12 protein-coding genes are annotated in these 15,397 nt (G+C 68.4%); 4 read left to right on the top strand and 8 right to left on the bottom strand.

Features of this window, described 5'->3' with window-relative positions:
• Positions 1-50: 50 nt before the first annotated feature.
• The gene (locus tag AC1DU6_RS01865) at positions 51-821 is read left to right on the top strand and encodes a class II glutamine amidotransferase (protein WP_477855946.1); all 771 of its coding nucleotides are present in this window, start codon (positions 51-53) and stop codon (positions 819-821) included.
• On the opposite strand, the gene AC1DU6_RS01860 is transcribed toward AC1DU6_RS01865, so the two are convergent.
• The 8 genes from AC1DU6_RS01860 to AC1DU6_RS01825 all read right to left on the bottom strand — a co-directional run bounded on the left by AC1DU6_RS01860 (position 818) and on the right by AC1DU6_RS01825 (position 11,588).
• A complete protein-coding gene (locus AC1DU6_RS01860) occupies positions 818-2,137 on the bottom strand; it encodes an APC family permease (RefSeq protein ID WP_477855945.1) in 1,320 nt (439 codons plus the stop codon). The two genes, AC1DU6_RS01865 and AC1DU6_RS01860, sit on opposite strands and share 4 nt — an antisense overlap.
• Positions 2,137-4,020 (bottom strand): potassium transporter Kup, encoded by a 1,884-nt coding sequence (locus AC1DU6_RS01855; protein WP_056192339.1) that lies wholly within the window; start codon positions 4,018-4,020, stop codon positions 2,137-2,139. The genes AC1DU6_RS01860 and AC1DU6_RS01855 overlap by 1 nt, the downstream gene beginning before the upstream one ends.
• A 149-nt stretch (positions 4,021-4,169) precedes the next feature.
• A complete protein-coding gene (locus AC1DU6_RS01850) occupies positions 4,170-6,170 on the bottom strand; it encodes a M13 family metallopeptidase (protein ID WP_457320175.1) in 2,001 nt (666 codons plus the stop codon).
• 68 nt (positions 6,171-6,238) lie between these two features.
• Positions 6,239-7,504: a glutamate--cysteine ligase gene (gene gshA / locus AC1DU6_RS01845; RefSeq protein WP_457320173.1), complete on the bottom strand. Its 1,266-nt coding sequence runs from the start codon at positions 7,502-7,504 to the stop codon at positions 6,239-6,241.
• Positions 7,505-7,712: 208 nt separating this feature from the next.
• A complete protein-coding gene (locus AC1DU6_RS01840; protein WP_477855944.1) occupies positions 7,713-8,858 on the bottom strand; it encodes a GGDEF domain-containing protein in 1,146 nt (381 codons plus the stop codon).
• Positions 8,859-8,946: 88 nt separating this feature from the next.
• The gene (amt, locus tag AC1DU6_RS01835; RefSeq protein ID WP_457320170.1) at positions 8,947-10,461 is read right to left on the bottom strand and encodes an ammonium transporter; all 1,515 of its coding nucleotides are present in this window, start codon (positions 10,459-10,461) and stop codon (positions 8,947-8,949) included.
• Between the two features lie 35 nt (positions 10,462-10,496).
• Positions 10,497-10,835, bottom strand: a complete 339-nt coding sequence (gene glnK, locus AC1DU6_RS01830; RefSeq protein WP_056192325.1) for a P-II family nitrogen regulator — start codon at positions 10,833-10,835, stop codon at positions 10,497-10,499.
• Between the two features lie 15 nt (positions 10,836-10,850).
• A complete protein-coding gene (locus AC1DU6_RS01825) occupies positions 10,851-11,588 on the bottom strand; it encodes a TorF family putative porin (protein ID WP_457320168.1) in 738 nt (245 codons plus the stop codon).
• Between the two features lie 325 nt (positions 11,589-11,913).
• Here AC1DU6_RS01825 and AC1DU6_RS01820 point away from each other — a divergent pair, with 325 nt between their 5' ends.
• From AC1DU6_RS01820 to AC1DU6_RS01810, 3 genes are read left to right on the top strand one after another with little or no spacing between them, the layout of a single operon-like run.
• Entirely contained in the window at positions 11,914-13,428 is a 1,515-nt protein-coding gene (locus tag AC1DU6_RS01820) for a YifB family Mg chelatase-like AAA ATPase (RefSeq protein WP_457320166.1), read from the top strand.
• 2 nt (positions 13,429-13,430) lie between these two features.
• Positions 13,431-14,411: an ABC transporter substrate-binding protein gene (locus AC1DU6_RS01815; RefSeq protein ID WP_477855943.1), complete on the top strand. Its 981-nt coding sequence runs from the start codon at positions 13,431-13,433 to the stop codon at positions 14,409-14,411.
• An 8-nt stretch (positions 14,412-14,419) separates the two neighbouring features.
• Complete coding sequence (locus AC1DU6_RS01810) at positions 14,420-15,382, top strand: ABC transporter substrate-binding protein (RefSeq protein WP_457320162.1); 963 nt, start codon at positions 14,420-14,422, stop codon at positions 15,380-15,382.
• Positions 15,383-15,397: the final 15 nt, after the last annotated feature.

Below are 15,397 nucleotides of genomic sequence, written 5' to 3'. Positions count from 1 at the left end.
GCTCGGCCCGAATACAGCCGAGGCATGATGTGACCTGAGGAGATCTGTCGATGTGCCGTTTCCTCGCCTACTCGGGCGACGCGATCTTTCTGGAAGACCTGGTCTRCAAGCCGCGCCATTCGCTGGTGCGCCAGAGCCTGCAGGCTTCGGAGGCCAAGTCGGTCACCAATGGTGACGGCTTCGGCATCGGCTGGTATGGCGAGCGCGACACGCCGGGCGTCTACCGCGAGGTGATGCCGGCCTGGAGCGACGACAACCTGATGGCCCTGTGCGCCAATGTGCGCTCCCACCTCTTCATGGCCCATGTGCGGGCGGCGACCGGGGGCGGCGTCTCCAGGCAGAACTGCCATCCCTTTCATCTGGACCGCTATCTCTTCATCCACAACGGCCAGATCGGCGACTTCCCGCGCCTGCGCCGGGTGATGGAGACGCAGCTGAGCGACGAGCTCTACGACCTGAAGCGCGGCGCGACGGATTCGGAGCTGCTCTTCCTGCTCATCATGGGCCGCGTGAAGGCCGGCGCCACGGTGGAGGCAGCGACGCGCCAGGTGCTGCTGGACACGGTGGACGAAATGGGGGCGCGCGGCATCACCACGCCGCTGCGCTTCTCGGCGGCACTGGCCGATGGCGAGCAGCTCTGGGCGGTGCGCTGGGCCAGCGACGACAAGCCGCCCAGCCTCTATCTCAAGCCCCAGCCGGGCGGCTGGGCGATTGCGTCGGAGCCGCTGGGCGACGACGCCGAGGCCTGGCAGCCGCTGGCCAAGGGCGAGGTCGTGCATGTGCATGACGGGCGCATCGAGCGCCGGCTGCTCTGCGGCTAGGTGCCTCGCCACCAAAGCAGCACCGCGCCCACCGCCAGCACGACCACGCCGACGATGGCGCCGGCCTTCACATAGACCAGGCTGGACCACAGCACATAGCTGCTGCAGGCGCTGAACAGCAGGGGCAGCCACGGGTACAGCGGCACGCGAAACGGTCGCAGCCGCTCGGGCTCGCGGCGGCGCAGCACGATCAGCGCCAGGCCGCTGAGCACCAGGAAGAACCAGTAGACCGGCGACAGATAGTCCACCATGGTCGAGAAACCACCACGCGTCAGGTCGCCAAGGCCGACGAGCAACAGAGCCACGGCCGATGTCGCGACGACGGCCGCACTGGGCGTGSCGCGGCGCGCGTTCCAGTGCGCCAGCCGCCACTCGGCCGCGAGATCGCGCGCCGCGGCATAGGTGGTGCGCGGGCCGGCGATCAGGATGGCGTTCATGACCGACAGCGCGGTCAACGTGACCACACCCACCATCAGCAACTCGGCACCACGGCCAAGGGCAAGGCGCATCAGCTCGGCGGCCGGCGCCTCGCTGCGCGCCAGCCCGGGCAGGCCCAGCACGCGCACATAGGCCCAGTTGGCGAGCAGGTAGAGGACCATCACCACGCTCAAGCCCAGCAGCAGCGCACGGACGATGCCGCGCTTCTCGTCGCGCATTTCAGCCGACAGCGTCGCCGCGTCGCTCCAGCCGCCATAGGCCAGGAAGACGAAGACCATGGCCGTGCCCCAGTTGGTCTCCAGGGTGGCCGCGCCTTGCGTCGCGGGCGGCCGACCGCCGAGCTGCTGCGCGCCGGCCGCGAAGCCAAGCAGTAGCAGGCCGGCAATCACCAGCGTCGTCAGGCCCAGCTGCGTGCCCAGGCCCACGCGCACGCCCAGCAGGTTCAGCCCGGTCAGCAGCACGATCAGCGCGGCCGCCAGCAATGCGCTGGCATGCGTGCCCAGCCAGGGGCTCAGATCGACCACCTGTGCGAGATAGTCGCCGAAGACGAAACCCAGCAGCGCCATCGAGCCGGTGTGGATGACAGCGAAGCGCGACCAGGCGAACAGGAAGCCCAGCCGCCGGCCAAAAGCCCGGCGCAGGAAGTGATAGTCGCCGCCGGCATCGGGGAATGCCGAAGCCAGCTCGGCAAAGCACAGCGCGCCGACAAAGGACAGCACGCCGCCCAGGGCCCAGGCCAGATAGAGCTGCCCCGCGTCGGGCAGGGACTGCGCCACCATGGGCGAGGTCTTGAAGATGCCGGCGCCAACCACCATGCCGACGCACAGCGCGCCCGCGTGCCGGGCACCTAGGCGGCGCTCCGGCAGCGCCGCAGACATCAGATTTCGACTTTCGAGCCCAGCTCGACGATGCGGTTGGTTGGCAGGTGCAGGAAGTCGGCCGCCGCGGCCGCGTTGCGGTGCATGCTGGCGAACAGCTTCTCGCGCCACAGCGCCATGCCCGAGCCGATGGTCGGGATGACGATGTCGCGGCTCAGGAAGTAGCTGGTCTCCATCTCGTCGAGCTGCACGCCATGCTTCTTCAGCAGGGCCAGGGCCTCGGGCACGTCGGGCTCGTTCTTGAAGCCGAAGTGCAGGGCCACCTGCCAGCAGCAGTGCCCCAGGGCCTCAACCTCGCAGCGCTTCTCGAAGCCGACCCAGGGCACCTCATGGTGCTTGACGGTGACGAAGACGTTCTGCTCGTGCAGCACCTTGTTGTGCTTGAGGTTATGCAGCAGCGCGTTGGGCGTGGAGCCCTTCTCGGACGACAGGAAGACGGCCGTACCGGCCACGCGGGTCGGCGGGTTGATGAAGACGGCGTCGAGGAAGGTGTCCAGCTCGATGGCGTCCTCGCGCAGCTTGTCGGACAGCTGCTTGCGGCCCTGCTTCCAGGTCAGCATCAGCGTGAACATGCCGATACCGATCAAGAGCGGGAACCAACCGCCGGCGGCAACCTTGAGCAGGTTGGACGCGAGGAAGGTGACGTCGATGAGGAAGAAGATGCCCGTGGCCGCGATGCACAGCGCCAGCGGGTATTTCCAGCCGTAGCGGATGACGAAGAAGGTCATCACCGTGGTGATCGTCATGTCGATGGTGACGGCCACGCCGTAGGCCCCGGCCAGCTTGGTGGACGAGCCGAAGAAGACGACGGCCAGGATCACCAGGCTGAACAGGCCCCAGTTGATGAAGGGCACGTAGATCTGGCCGATGTCGCGCACGCTGGTGTGCAGCACGCGCAGCCGCGGCAGGATGCCGAGCTGGATGGCCTGCTTGGTGACCGAGAAGGCCGCCGTGATCAGGGCCTGCGACGCAACGATGGCCGCGCCAGTGGCAAGCAGGAAGAGGGGAATCTCGGCCCAGCCCGGCGCCAGCAGGAAGAAAGGGTTCTTCACGCCTTCGGGGTTGTCCAGCAGCATGGCGCCCTGGCCGAAATAGTTGATCACCAGGGCCGGCATGACGACGCCATACCAGGCGATGCGGATGGGCTTCTTGCCGAAATGGCCCAGGTCGGCATAGAGAGCCTCGCCGCCGGTGACGACGAGCACGACGGCGCCCAGGGCGACAAAGGCGACCCAGCGGTATTCGAGGCAGAAGTGCAGCGCATAGACGGGATTGACGGCCGCCAGCACGCGCGGGTTCTCGAAGATGTGCGGCAGGCCCAGCGCCACCAGCGTCAGGAACCACAGCATCATGATGGGCCCGAAGGCCTTGCCGATGCCGCCGGTGCCAAAGCGCTGCACGGCGAACAGGCCGACCATGACGATCAGCGTGATCGGCAGGATGGCGTCGTGCAGATGCGGCTCATAGACGTCGATGCCCTCGACGGCGCCCAGCACCGTCATGGCCGGCGTGATGACGGCGTCGCCGAAGAAGATGGCCGTGCCGAACAGGCCGACCAGCATCAGCGTGCGGCGCAGCGGCGGCTTGTCGTTCACGGCATTGGTGGCCAGCGCCAGCATGGCGATGAGGCCGCCCTCACCGTTGTTGTCGGCGCGCAGGATCAGCAGCACATACTTGATCGAGACGACGACGGTCAGCGTCCAGAACAGCAGGGACAGCACGCCAAGGATGTTCTCGGGCGTCGTGCTGACATGACCGCCATGGAAGACTTCTTTGAGGGCATACAGCGGGCTGGTGCCGATGTCGCCATAGACCACTCCGAGGGCCCCGAGGGTCAGACCCGCCAGCGCCGAGGGGCTGCGGGCCGCATGAGAAGAACTCACTTCGCGAAGGCCACTGGCTTGAGCAGTGGCTTTTGTTGTTCGAAAGAGGGGATTCTGCGCCCGGTTTTGGGTTTTTGTGCAGCGCAGCAAAACCATGGTTCCGAGGCTTGACGCCTGCCCCTCTGCAGGCGTAAGCGCGGGCGACCCTCTCACCAGATGCGGATGCGCGCCTCCGCGGGCTTGAACATCCCGTCGCCGGCCTGGGTCTTGAAGGCCTCGTGGAAGCCGTCGTGGTTGACGGCGGCGCCATTGGCGCGGAATTCTGCCGGCGAATGCGGGTCGGCCGTCAGCTGCTGCAGGCGGCGCGGCTCGCGCATCTTTTCGCGCCAGGCCTGCGACCAACCCATGAAGAAGCGCTGCGGGCCGGTCAGGCCGTCGATGACCGGCGCCGGCTTGCCGCCCAGCGAGCGCAGCCAGGCCTTGTAGGCGATCTGCAGGCCGGACAGGTCGGCCATGTTCTCGCCCAGCGTCAGCTTGCCGTTCACATGCTTGCCCGCAATGGGCTCGTAGGCGGCGTATTGGGCCACCAGGCGCTCGCCGACCTTCTCGAAAGCCTGGCGGTCGGCATCGGTCCACCAGTTGGCCAGCGCCCCGTCGCCGTCGAACTGGCTGCCCTCGTCGTCGAAGCCATGGCTGATCTCGTGGCCGATGACGGCCCCGATGGCGCCGTAGTTGACCGCGTCGTCGGCGCGGGTGTTGTACAGCGGCGGCTGCAGCACGGCGGCCGGGAAGACGATCTCGTTGAAGGTCGGGTTGTAGTAGGCGTTGACGGTCTGGGGCGTCATGCCCCATTCGCGCTTGTCCACCGGCTTGCCGGCCTTGGCCACCTGGCGCTGCCATTCGAACTGCGCGGCGCGCTGGCGGTTGCCCAGCGGATCTCCCACCTTCACGTCCAGCGCGGCATAACTGCGCCAGACATCGGGGTAGCCGATCTTGACCAGGTATTTGGAGAGCTTGTCCTTGGCCTTGGCCTTGGTGGCGGGCGTCATCCAGCCCAGGCCGTCGATGGACTCGCCATAGGCGGCCATCAGGTTGTTGACCAGCTTGAGCATGCGGGCCTTGTCGGCGGCCTGGAAGTTGCGCTTCACATAGGCCTCGCCGACCGCCTCGCCCAGCGCGTTGTTCAGGTCGGCCACGGCCTGCTGCCAGCGTGGCTGCTCGGTCTTGGCACCGCTCAGCGCGGTGCCACGGAAGGCGAAGCGGGCCTCCCGCAGCGGCTGGGGCAGCACATCGGCGCCCAGATCCAGCGCGCGCAGGGCGAGATAGGCGCGCACATCCTCCAGCGGCGCCTCGGCCATCAGTTGGGCGGCGGCCGCGGCATAGCTGGGCTGGGCCACGATGACACGGTCGGGCGCCGGCACGCCGGCGGCCGCCAGCAGGGCCGCCCAGTCCAGGCCCGGCGCCTTGGCGGCCAGTTCCGCCGGCGTCATCGGGTTGTAGATCTTCTGCGGGTCGCGGTTGTCCTCGGCCGGCCACTGGGCTTCGGCCAGACGCTGCTCGAAGGCGTAAGCGCGTGCAGCGGCGCCTTCCGGCAGACCGGCCGCGCCGGCCAGCACCTGCAGATAGGTCTGGTAGGCCGTGCGGGCGGCGGCCGTGCGGGCGTCGTCCTTCAGGTAGTAGTCGCGGTTCGGCAGGCCCAGGCCGGTCTGGTTCAGCGTCAGGCGGTTGATGCCGGGCTGCTTGAAGTCGGCATCGACGACCATCGTCAGCGGCTGGTCGATGACGCCGTTTTGGCGCCCCAGCCAGGCGGCGAGCTGCTGGCGGGTCTGGAGGGCGGCGATGCTGTCCAGCATGGGCTTCATCGGCGCCATGCCGGCCTTGTCGATGGCCGCGGTGTCCATGAACCCGGCGTAATAGGCGCCGATCTTGTGTTCCGCCGAACCGGGCTTGGCCTGGGCCGCTCCCTCGACGAGGGCGCGCACGCGCTGGTCGGACAGGTCGCGCAGCTGGGCCACCATGCCGAAGGAGGACTTGTCGGCCGGGATCTCGGTGGTGGACAGCCAATGGCCGTTGCCGGCGCGGAACAGGTCGTCCTGCGGGCGCACGGCGCGGTCGATGCCGGCGAGGTCGAGGCCGGAATGCGGTGCGGCACCGGCAAGGCCGGCCAACTGAAGGGACAGAACGAGGGCGGCGAGGCGGTAGATCTTCATCTGGGGCAGCGGTTTGCGCGAAACCGCCAGCCTAGATCAAAGGCCGCGCCCTGCCGAAAGTTGCCCGCTCAGGCGGCTTCCGCCTCCGCCTGCGGATCGGTCGCCTCCAGCTCATAGCTGGCCGCCAGCATGGCCAGCCTGCCGATGACGCCGTACATGTAGAAGCGATTGGGAGCGCTGGCGCCGGGCTTCTCGCCGGGGCGGGGCAGATGAGGTGAGTCGGCGAAGGCCAGCGGCACATAGCTGGCGCCCGGGGCATTGAGGCTCTCGTCGATGCCGCGGTGGGCATGCACGCGGTAGTAGCCGCCGACGACGTAGCGATCCATCATGTAAACGACCGGTTCGGCCACGGCCTCGTGCACGCGCTCGTGGGTGGGCACGCCCTCCTGCACGATGACCTCCTGGCCGAGGTTCTCGGGCAGCGCTGCAGCCAGACCCTCGATGTCCTTGGCGTCGCGCACGGTCATGACGCCCTTGCCATAGCTGCCCACGTCGCTCTTGATGATGACGAAGGGCTTCTCGTTGATGCCATATTCCTTGTACTTGCGGCGCACCTTGGTCAGCTGGGCGTCGGCCGCCGTCTGCAGCGCCTCCAGGCCCTTCTTGCCGTGCAGGTCGACACTGCTGGACATGGGCGTGATCAGCCAGGGGTCCATGCCCAGCAGCTTGCCGAAGCGCTTGGCCACTTCCTCATAGGCGCGGAAATGCTGGCTCTTGCGCCGCACCGTCCAGCCGGCATGCAGCGGCGGCAGCAGGTATTGCTCATGCAAGCCCATCAGCTGCGGCGGCGTGCCGGCCGAGAGGTCGTTGTTGAGCAGGATGGTGCAGGGGTCGAAGCCCTTGAGCATCAGCCGGCCACGCTTGCGCACCAGGGGCTCGACGACCAGGGTCTCGCCGTTTTGCATGCGCAGCTCGGTGGGCCCGGTGACGCTGGTGTCCAGCGTGCCGAAGCGCACGTTCAGGCCGGCCTGCGTGAAGATGCGGGCCAGCGTGGCGAGGTTGTCCAGGTAGAAGCTGCACTGCGCACCGGTCTCGGGAATGACCAGCAGGTTGCGCGCCTCGGGGCAGATCTTCTCGATGGCCGCCATGGCGGCCTGCACGGCCTGGGGCAGCATCTGGGCCGTGAGGTGGTTGAAGCCGCCGGGGAAGAGGTTGGTGTCGACCGGCGCCAGCTTGAAGCCGGCATTGCGCAGGTCCACCGAGGCGTAGAAGGTCGGCGTGTGCTCCATCCATTCCAGCCTGAACCAGCGTTCCGTGGCCGGCATGGATTCCAGGATGCGGGCCTCCAGCTCATTGATGGGGCCGTTGAGGGCGGTGATCAGATGGGGAACCATGGCCGAATGATCTCAGAAGCTGTGAATGGACTCTGCGCGGCCGAGCAGACCGCCGCAGCGTCGCCAATCAAGGCGCAAAACGCCGCCGTAGCTGGGGGCTACGGCAAGTTTTGCAACGCCGAGTGGCGGCGTTGCGGCGAGATGAGCGGGCGTGCGGTGTTCGTTTGCAGCTTCTGCAGGTCGACCCACCTGGGGGCGACCGGACGGATCACAAGACGCCGCCCGCGCAGGAGGTGCGCCCGCGCCCGGCGTGCTTGGCCCGGTAGAGCTCATCGTCGGCCCGCTTGATGGCAGCGGCCAGGGCCTCGCCGGGCTGGACGCGCACGGCGCCGGCACTGAAGTCGACGACGAAGCCCAGGCTCGCCTCACAGCGTCGCGTCAGTGCCATGTGCAGGCGCGAGTCCAACCGGCCGAAGGCCTCGGGCTCGCAGTGCTGCAGCAGCAGGCAGAACTCCTCGCCGCCGTAGCGGCCGACCAGGTCGCTGGCGCGCAGTTCGCCGCGCAGCACCTCGCCGGTGAGCTTGAGCACCTCATCGCCGACCGGGTGGCCGCGTTCGTCGTTGACGCGCTTGAAGTGATCCAGGTCCAGCATCATCAGCACGGGAGCCGCCTCCCTCGTGGCGCCGATCCCCAGCGCCCGGCCGGCGCGGTTCATCCATTCGCGGCGGTTCAGCAGGCCGGTCAACGTGTCCAGCGAGGCCAGCCGCACCAGGGCCTGCTCGGCCGCGTCACGATGAGCCAGCAAAAAGCCCATGGTGCCGAGCACGAGGCTGGCGTTGAGCAGCATCATCGAGCCGATGTTGAGCGGATTGGGCGTGAGAAAGCGCGGATAGATCTCGGGCCAGCCCAGCGCCAGGCAGCCGCGGGCCAGCGTCATCGCGCCGTTGGCCAGCGCAGCGCCGCCGCACAACCAGCGCCAGCGCATGCCGCCCGCGCCGCGCAGCAGCAGCACGCTGGCCCAGATGATCTGGGCGCCGATGGTCAGGTTGGTCAGGCCGGTGGCGACGCCGAGGTCGCTGAAGACCAGGGCATGCACGACGCCCAGCCCCAGCGGCGCACCCAGCAGCCAGCGCCGTGAGGCCCTCAACCCCAGGAAACGACAGGCCGTGATCACCGTGGCCGAGGCCGACCCGCTCAGCGCCATGACCCCGAGCGTCGCCAGCAGGCGCGGTGCGCCAAAGGTGGCGCCAATCAACAGGCCGAAGCCGAATGCCTGGCCGAGGAGCATGAACTGCCAGGCCTGCAAGCCGCTGCGGGTGCGCAGCCCAACGCCGACGGCCAGCGCCAGGCTCATCAACAGCGCGTTGACCAGCACCGCCCCGAGGAGGGTGATGACATCCATACGGGCCAGCATAACGGCGGGTCCGCAGGGGCCAAGAAAAAGCCGCCCCGAGGGGCGGCCTGGCGTGAAAGAGGGGCCGGCTTGGCGCCGGTCCCCGGGATCACTTGTGGTAGGCCGTCTCGCCGTGCGACGAGATGTCCAGACCTTCGCGCTCTTCCTCTTCGGTGACGCGCAGGCCGATGGTCATATCGACCAGCTTGTAGGCGATCAGCGAGACGATGCCCGACCAGACGATGGTGATGCCGACGGCCTTGGCCTGGATCCAGAACTGCGCGCCGATCGAGAAGTCGGCCGGCGTGATCATGGTCGCCGTGACCCAGTCACCCATGGCGCTGGGGCCACCCAGGTTGGGCGAGGCGAACACGCCGGTCAGCAGCGCGCCGACGATACCGCCGACACCGTGCACGCCGAAGACGTCCAGCGAGTCGTCCGCACCCAGCAGCTTCTTCAGGCCCGACACACCCCACAGGCAGGCGAAGCCGGCGACGATGCCGATGACGAGACCGCCACCGATACCGACGTTGCCGGCGGCCGGCGTGATGGCCACGAGGCCGGCGACGGCACCCGAGGCAGCACCCAGCATCGAGGCCTTGCCCTTGAGCAGCGCTTCACCCACGCACCAGGCCAGCACGGCGGCAGCCGTGGCAGCGAAGGTGTTGATGAAGGCCAGAGCCGCGAAGCCGTTGGCTTCCAGTGCGGAGCCGGCGTTGAAGCCGAACCAGCCCACCCACAGCAGCGAGGCACCGACCATGGTCAGCGTCAGGCTGTGCGGCGTGAACTGCTCCTTGCCGTAGCCGACGCGCTTGCCGATCATGAAGGCACCCACCAGGCCCGCAACGGCGGCGTTGATGTGCACCACCGTGCCGCCGGCGAAGTCCAGCGCGCCCATTTGCCAGATATAGCCGGCCTTGGCGTTCATCGCATCAGCGACTTCCTTGGCGGAGTAGGCGTCAGGGCCCATCCAGAACCAGACCATGTGGGCGATCGGCAGGTAGCTGAACGTGAACCACAGCGTCAGGAAGGCCAGGGCTGCCGAGAACTTGATGCGTTCGGCGAAGGCACCAATGATCAGGCAGGCGGTGATGCCGGCGAAGGTGGCCTGGAAGACGGCGAACACCATCTCGTACATCGGCACACCCTTGCTGAAGGTGCCGCCGGTGGCGAAGGTGCCTGCGACGTTGTCCCAGATGCCCTTCATGAAGAGGCGATCCGTGCCACCGATGAAGGCATTGCCCTCGGTGAACGCGAAGCTGTAGCCGTACAGCACCCACAGCACGACGATCAGCGAGAAGCCGACCATGACCTGCATCAGCACCGACAGCATGTTCTTGCTGCGCACCAGGCCGCCGTAGAACAGCGCGAGGCCAGGCACCGTCATCATGATGACGAGCAGCGTGGACAGCAGCATCCAGGCGGTGTCGCCCTTGTTGGGCACGGCAGCGGCCGGGGCAGAGGCTGCATCAGCCGGCGCGGAGGCGGCAGCATCGGCCGCGGAAGCTGCGGGAGCAGCCGTGGCCGCCACGGCGGCGGCAGGCGCCGAAGCAGCTTCCTGGGCCCAGGCGGCCGGCGCCAGCAGGCCGGCGGCAAGCGCAAGGCCGGCGAGGAGTTTCTTCATTTGAGTGATCTCCAAACGGTTGTTATGGACGCGCTTCAGAGCGCGTCGTTGCCGGTTTCGCCGGTGCGGATGCGTACGACCTGATCCAGCGGCGACACGAAAATCTTGCCGTCACCGATCTTGCCGGTGCGGGCGGAGGACTCGATGGCCTCGATGACGCGCTCGACGACGTCGTCGTTCACGGCGGCCTCGATCTTGACCTTGGGCAGGAAGTCGACGACGTATTCGGCGCCGCGGTACAGCTCGGTGTGGCCCTTCTGGCGCCCGAAGCCCTTGACTTCGGTGACCGTCAGCCCCTGCACGCCGATGGCGCTCAGGGCCTCACGCACCTCGTCSAGCTTGAAGGGCTTGATGACTGCGGTGATCAATTTCATGTCGCTCTCCAGTAATCAGAAGGTCTTCTTCAGGCCGACAACCAGCATGGTCTTGCCCATGAACTTGCCGTTGGCGGGACTGGCGTAGAAGCTCTTGTCGGCATCGGTACCGATCACGGCGCCGCTCAGCACCAGGCCGGAGAAGTCCTTGGCCAGCGTCAGCGAGTAGTCGGAGTAGGAGCCGGCGGGCACGTGGCGCATCGTCTGATGGCCGATGTGCGGCGTCAGCGTCATGCCATCGCCCAGGTCGAAATTGGCCGACACGTCGAAGTAGCCGCTGTACTTGGTGCCCGGCACGCCGAACAGGTTGGTGCCGTTGGTGTTGGAGTACTTCGCCGTCACGGGGCCGTAGCTGAGTGCGCCGTAGATTTCGAAGGTGTTGGCGCTGGTGGACAGCTTGTTGCTGGGGTAGTAGTACTGCAGCACGCCGACGTCCAGCGTCAGGCCCGTGGCGACTTCGGCCTTGTAGCCACCGTACAGGTCGACCTCGACCTGGCCGTCGCCACCGGCGTCCTTGATCCACTTGATCGTCGACGCCCAAGCGCCGACGTAGAAACCGCTCGGCGAGGCGTAATCCAGGCCGCCTTGCAGGGCCGGCTTCAGGCGCGACTGGGAAATGCCGCGGTAGCGGTATTCGCTGACGACGCCGACGTTGAACGACAACGGGTCCGGCGCTGGCGCCGGCTCATCGGCAAACGCAGGCAGAGCGGCCGCGGCCAGTGCCAGAACGAGCAGCGAAGGGGACAACTTCATGGCGGGGAGCTCCTGAGTAAAAAAGTGGTGGGATTCGATCCGGCGGGGTATTTGCAGCTTCCGTGCCAAGCGTCACACCTTGTCACTCCGCACGAATCTGGGCGGGCCGCGCCCCCAAGTCAGGCATTTGCACCAAATTGGATTTGATMGCGGCTTGCTCGGCACTTATATGGTGCATTCCTGGGAGAGGCGCCGGGCCGATTTACGACGGACCGGCGGCTAGACTGGCCCGCCAGCCCAGGAGCCGCACCGGTGCCGGGATCGCCCGCCCCCGGCACGATCAATGCAGCCGCCAGCGTCAACTACCCCCGCCAGCTGACCTTCAATGAGCCTCGCCACCGTCTACAGCCGCGCTCTCGATGGCCTCGCCGCCGCGCCGGTCACCGTGGAAGTCCATCTGGCCAACGGCCTGCCGTCGTTCACGGTCGTCGGGCTCGCAGACACCGAGGTCAAGGAAGCCCGCGAGCGCGTGCGCGCGGCGTTGCAGAACAGCGGGCTGTCATTCCCAGCGAACAAGCGCATCACGGTAAACCTCGCCCCGGCCGACCTGCCCAAGGAGGGGGGTCGCTTCGATTTGCCGATGGCGCTGGGCCTGCTCGCCGCGAACGGCCAGATCGATGCCGCCAGGCTCGCGCGTTTCGAGTGCGCTGGCGAACTGTCGCTGGCCGGCGAGGTGCGCGCGGTGCGCGGCGCCCTGGCCATGGCCCTGGCGCTGCGCCAGGACGGTGGCGAGCGCGAACTGCTGCTGCCTGAGGCCAGCGCCGCTGAGGCGGCCCTCGTCGACGGCCTGGTGGTGCGGCAGGCCCGCCATCTTCTTGACGTGGTGGCGGCCCTGCAGCCCGACGGCGAAGCCCTGCCGCGCGCCGTCGCCCTGACCCGCGAGGCCGCACGCGGCCTGCCCGATCTCGCCGACATCAAGGGCCAGGCCGGCCCGAAGCGGGCGCTGGAGATCGCCGCGGCGGGCGGCCACAGCCTGCTGATGGTGGGCCCGCCCGGCACCGGCAAGTCCATGCTGGCACAACGCCTGTCCGCGCTGCTGCCAGCGCTGGATGACGAGGCTGCGCTGGAATCCGCCGCCGTGCTCAGCCTGGCCGGCCAGTTCGACATCGCGCGCTGGGGGTTGCGCCCGCTGCGCTCGCCCCACCACTCGGCGTCGAGCGTGGCGCTGGTGGGCGGCGGCTCACCGCCCCGGCCGGGCGAAATCTCGCTGGCCCAGCACGGCGTGCTCTTCCTGGATGAACTCCCTGAATTCCCCCGCGCCGCGCTGGAAGCCCTGCGCGAGCCGCTGGAGACCGGCCGCATCCTGATCTCGCGCGCCGCCCGCCAGGCCGAGTTCCCGGCGCGCTTCCAGCTCGTCGCCGCGATGAACCCCTGCCCCTGTGGTCATCTGGGCAGTCCCCTGAAAGCCTGCCGCTGCTCGCCGGACCAGGTCTCACGCTACCAGGGCCGGCTCAGCGGCCCCTTCCTCGATCGGCTCGACCTGCTCATCGAAGTGGCTGCCGTGCCGCCGCGCGACCTGCAGGACCTGGCCCCGGGCGAGCCCAGCGCCGTCGTCGCGGAACGGGTCGCCGCAGCGCGTGAGCGGGCCGTGGCGCGCCAGGGCGTGGCCAACGCCCAGCTGCAGGCCCAGGACCTGGCCGAACATGCGGTGCTGGAGCCCGCAGCCAAGGCTTTGCTGGAGCGCTCGGCCGAGCGCCTGGGCTGGTCGGCACGCAGCTTTCACCGCGTGCTGCGCGTGGCCCGCACGGTGGCCGATCTGGCGGGAGCGGCGGCGATTGGCAGCGCCCATGTCGCCGAAGCCATCCAGCTCCGCCGGGGGCTGCCCGGGCAGGCGGGCTGACCATGCGCCGCCGCATCGGGCTGGCGCTCGGGCTGGCCACCGCGCTGCTGCTGGCGGCGATCGCGGTGCCGTCGCAGGCCGCGACGATCAGCATTGCCGTGCCCAGCGGCCCGGTCGCCCTGCCGCTGCTGGTCGCCATCGAGCAGCACCTGTTCCAGGCCGAGGGGCTGGACGTCGTACGCATTCCCTGCAACAGCGGCAAAGCCTGCCTGGCCGCGCTGCGCTCTTGCATCGCCGAAGTCGCCGCGGGCGCCGAATTTGCCGTCGCGATGACGGCTGCGCAGACACCGGCCGTCACCATCCTGGCGTCCATCGGCGAGTCGACCGCTCAGATCAAGCTCATCGCCAGCCGGCGCGCCGGCGTGCGCGAGAGCCGGGACATGGCCGGCAAGCGCATCGCCACGGTGGCGGGCACCTCGGCCGAGTACTTCCTGGACCGCTGGCTCACCTATCAAGGCATCGACCCCGACCGCGTCAAGCTGAGCTTCGCCGAGCCCGGCGCGTTGGGCGATCTCGTGCAGCAGGGCAAGGCCGCCGCGGCGGTCGTGTGGGAGCCGGAGGCGGCCCGCATCGAGGAGCGGCTTGGCGCCGATGCGGTCCGCCTGCCTTCGGCCCATGTCTACACCCAGCACTTCTGCATCGTGGCCCAGGCCCGCGCCGTCGACCGGGACCGGCCGCGTTTCGAGAAGGTCCTGCGCGCCCTGCTGCGGGCCCAGCGCTTCATCGCCGAATCGCCCAACGAGGCCCAGGCCATCCTGGCGGCCAACCTCAAGGTCAGCGCCGCGGTGGCGCAGCGCCTGATGGCCGAACAGGACTACCGGCTCGCCCTGCATACCTCGCTGCCGGCGACGATGCTCAGCCAGATCCGCTGGCAACTGGGCCAGGACGGCAAGGCGACGGAACCGGTCCCTTCCATGCAGCAGCTGATCGACGCCCGCCCGCTGCAGTCACTCGCCCCGGGCTCGGTCACGCTCACACGATGAGGTTCGCCTTGAACGCACGACGCCTGCTGGCATTGCTGGTGGCATGGCTGGCAGGTACCGTCGCCGCGGCGCCGCTGACCGTGGCGGTGTCCCGGTCGCCGCATTCGCTGCCGGTGCTGGTGGCCCTGTCCGAAGGTCTGTTCGAGGCCGAAGGCCTGACGGTCAAGGCCATCGAGGCGCCCAGCGGCCGCCGCTGCCTGAAGCTGATGGCCGAAGGCCAGGCCGACCTGGGCACGGCTGCCGACACCGCCATCGCCTTCGAATCCTTCGAGCGCACCGATTTCTCCGTCATCGCGACCTTCTCCAGCACATCCAGCGACGTCGAACTGGTCACCCGCCGCAGCGCGGGCATCAAGGCCGCCCGCGACCTCGTCGGCAAGCGAGTCGGCGTCGTCAAAGGCACCTCGGCCCAATACTTCCTGGACACCTTCCTGCTCAACAACGATGTCGACCCCAAGAACGTCCTGCAGGTCGCCATCCAGCCCGAGGGCGCGCTGGACGCCATGGCCGCCGGCCAGGTGGATGCGGTGGCCGTCTTCCAGCCCTTTGCCTATGCGGCGGCGCACAGCCCGCGCGTGGACGGTGTCGTGCTGAGCGAATCCGGGGACTACAAGCAGACCTTCAACCTCGTGGTCCAGACGAGCGTCCTGAAGGCGCGGCGGCCCGACCTGGAGCGCTTCCTCAAAGCCATCCACCGCGCCAACGAATTCATCCGCGCCCAGCCACGCCGGGCCGAGGCCATCTTCGTGAACCGGCTGGGCGTCGAGCCCGGCTTTGCGCGCTGGTCGATGCAGCGCACCCACGCCGAGCTGTCCCTGGACGAGGCCTTGCTGCGCACCCTGCAGTCGCAGGCGAACTGGGCGGTGCGGGAGGGCTATGCCACCGGCAGAAAGCCTGCCGATTACCGCACCCTGGTCGACGCCGCGCCGCTGCGCGCCGTGCTGCCCAACGCCGTCGGCCTGCCTCGCTGACCTGCACCACCATGA

The sequence above is a fragment of the Roseateles sp. P5_B10 genome (assembly GCF_056400485.1).
The sequence above is the reverse complement of the archived record's forward strand: the minus strand, read 5'-3'. Positions and strand labels throughout refer to the sequence as shown.

Excerpts from the sequence above, each read along its gene's own strand:
- AC1DU6_RS01850 (WP_457320175.1), bottom strand. The coding sequence starts at position 6,170 with ATGAAGATCTACCGCCTCGCCGCCCTCGTTCTGTCCCTTCAGTTGGCC.
- gshA (WP_457320173.1), bottom strand. The coding sequence starts at position 7,504 with ATGGTTCCCCATCTGATCACCGCCCTCAACGGCCCCATCAATGAGCTG.
- AC1DU6_RS01840 (WP_477855944.1), bottom strand. The coding sequence starts at position 8,858 with ATGCTGGCCCGTATGGATGTCATCACCCTCCTCGGGGCGGTGCTGGTC.
- amt (WP_457320170.1), bottom strand. The coding sequence starts at position 10,461 with ATGAAGAAACTCCTCGCCGGCCTTGCGCTTGCCGCCGGCCTGCTGGCG.
- AC1DU6_RS01825 (WP_457320168.1), bottom strand. The coding sequence starts at position 11,588 with ATGAAGTTGTCCCCTTCGCTGCTCGTTCTGGCACTGGCCGCGGCCGCT.
- AC1DU6_RS01820 (WP_457320166.1), top strand. The coding sequence starts at position 11,914 with ATGAGCCTCGCCACCGTCTACAGCCGCGCTCTCGATGGCCTCGCCGCC.
- AC1DU6_RS01815 (WP_477855943.1), top strand. The coding sequence starts at position 13,431 with ATGCGCCGCCGCATCGGGCTGGCGCTCGGGCTGGCCACCGCGCTGCTG.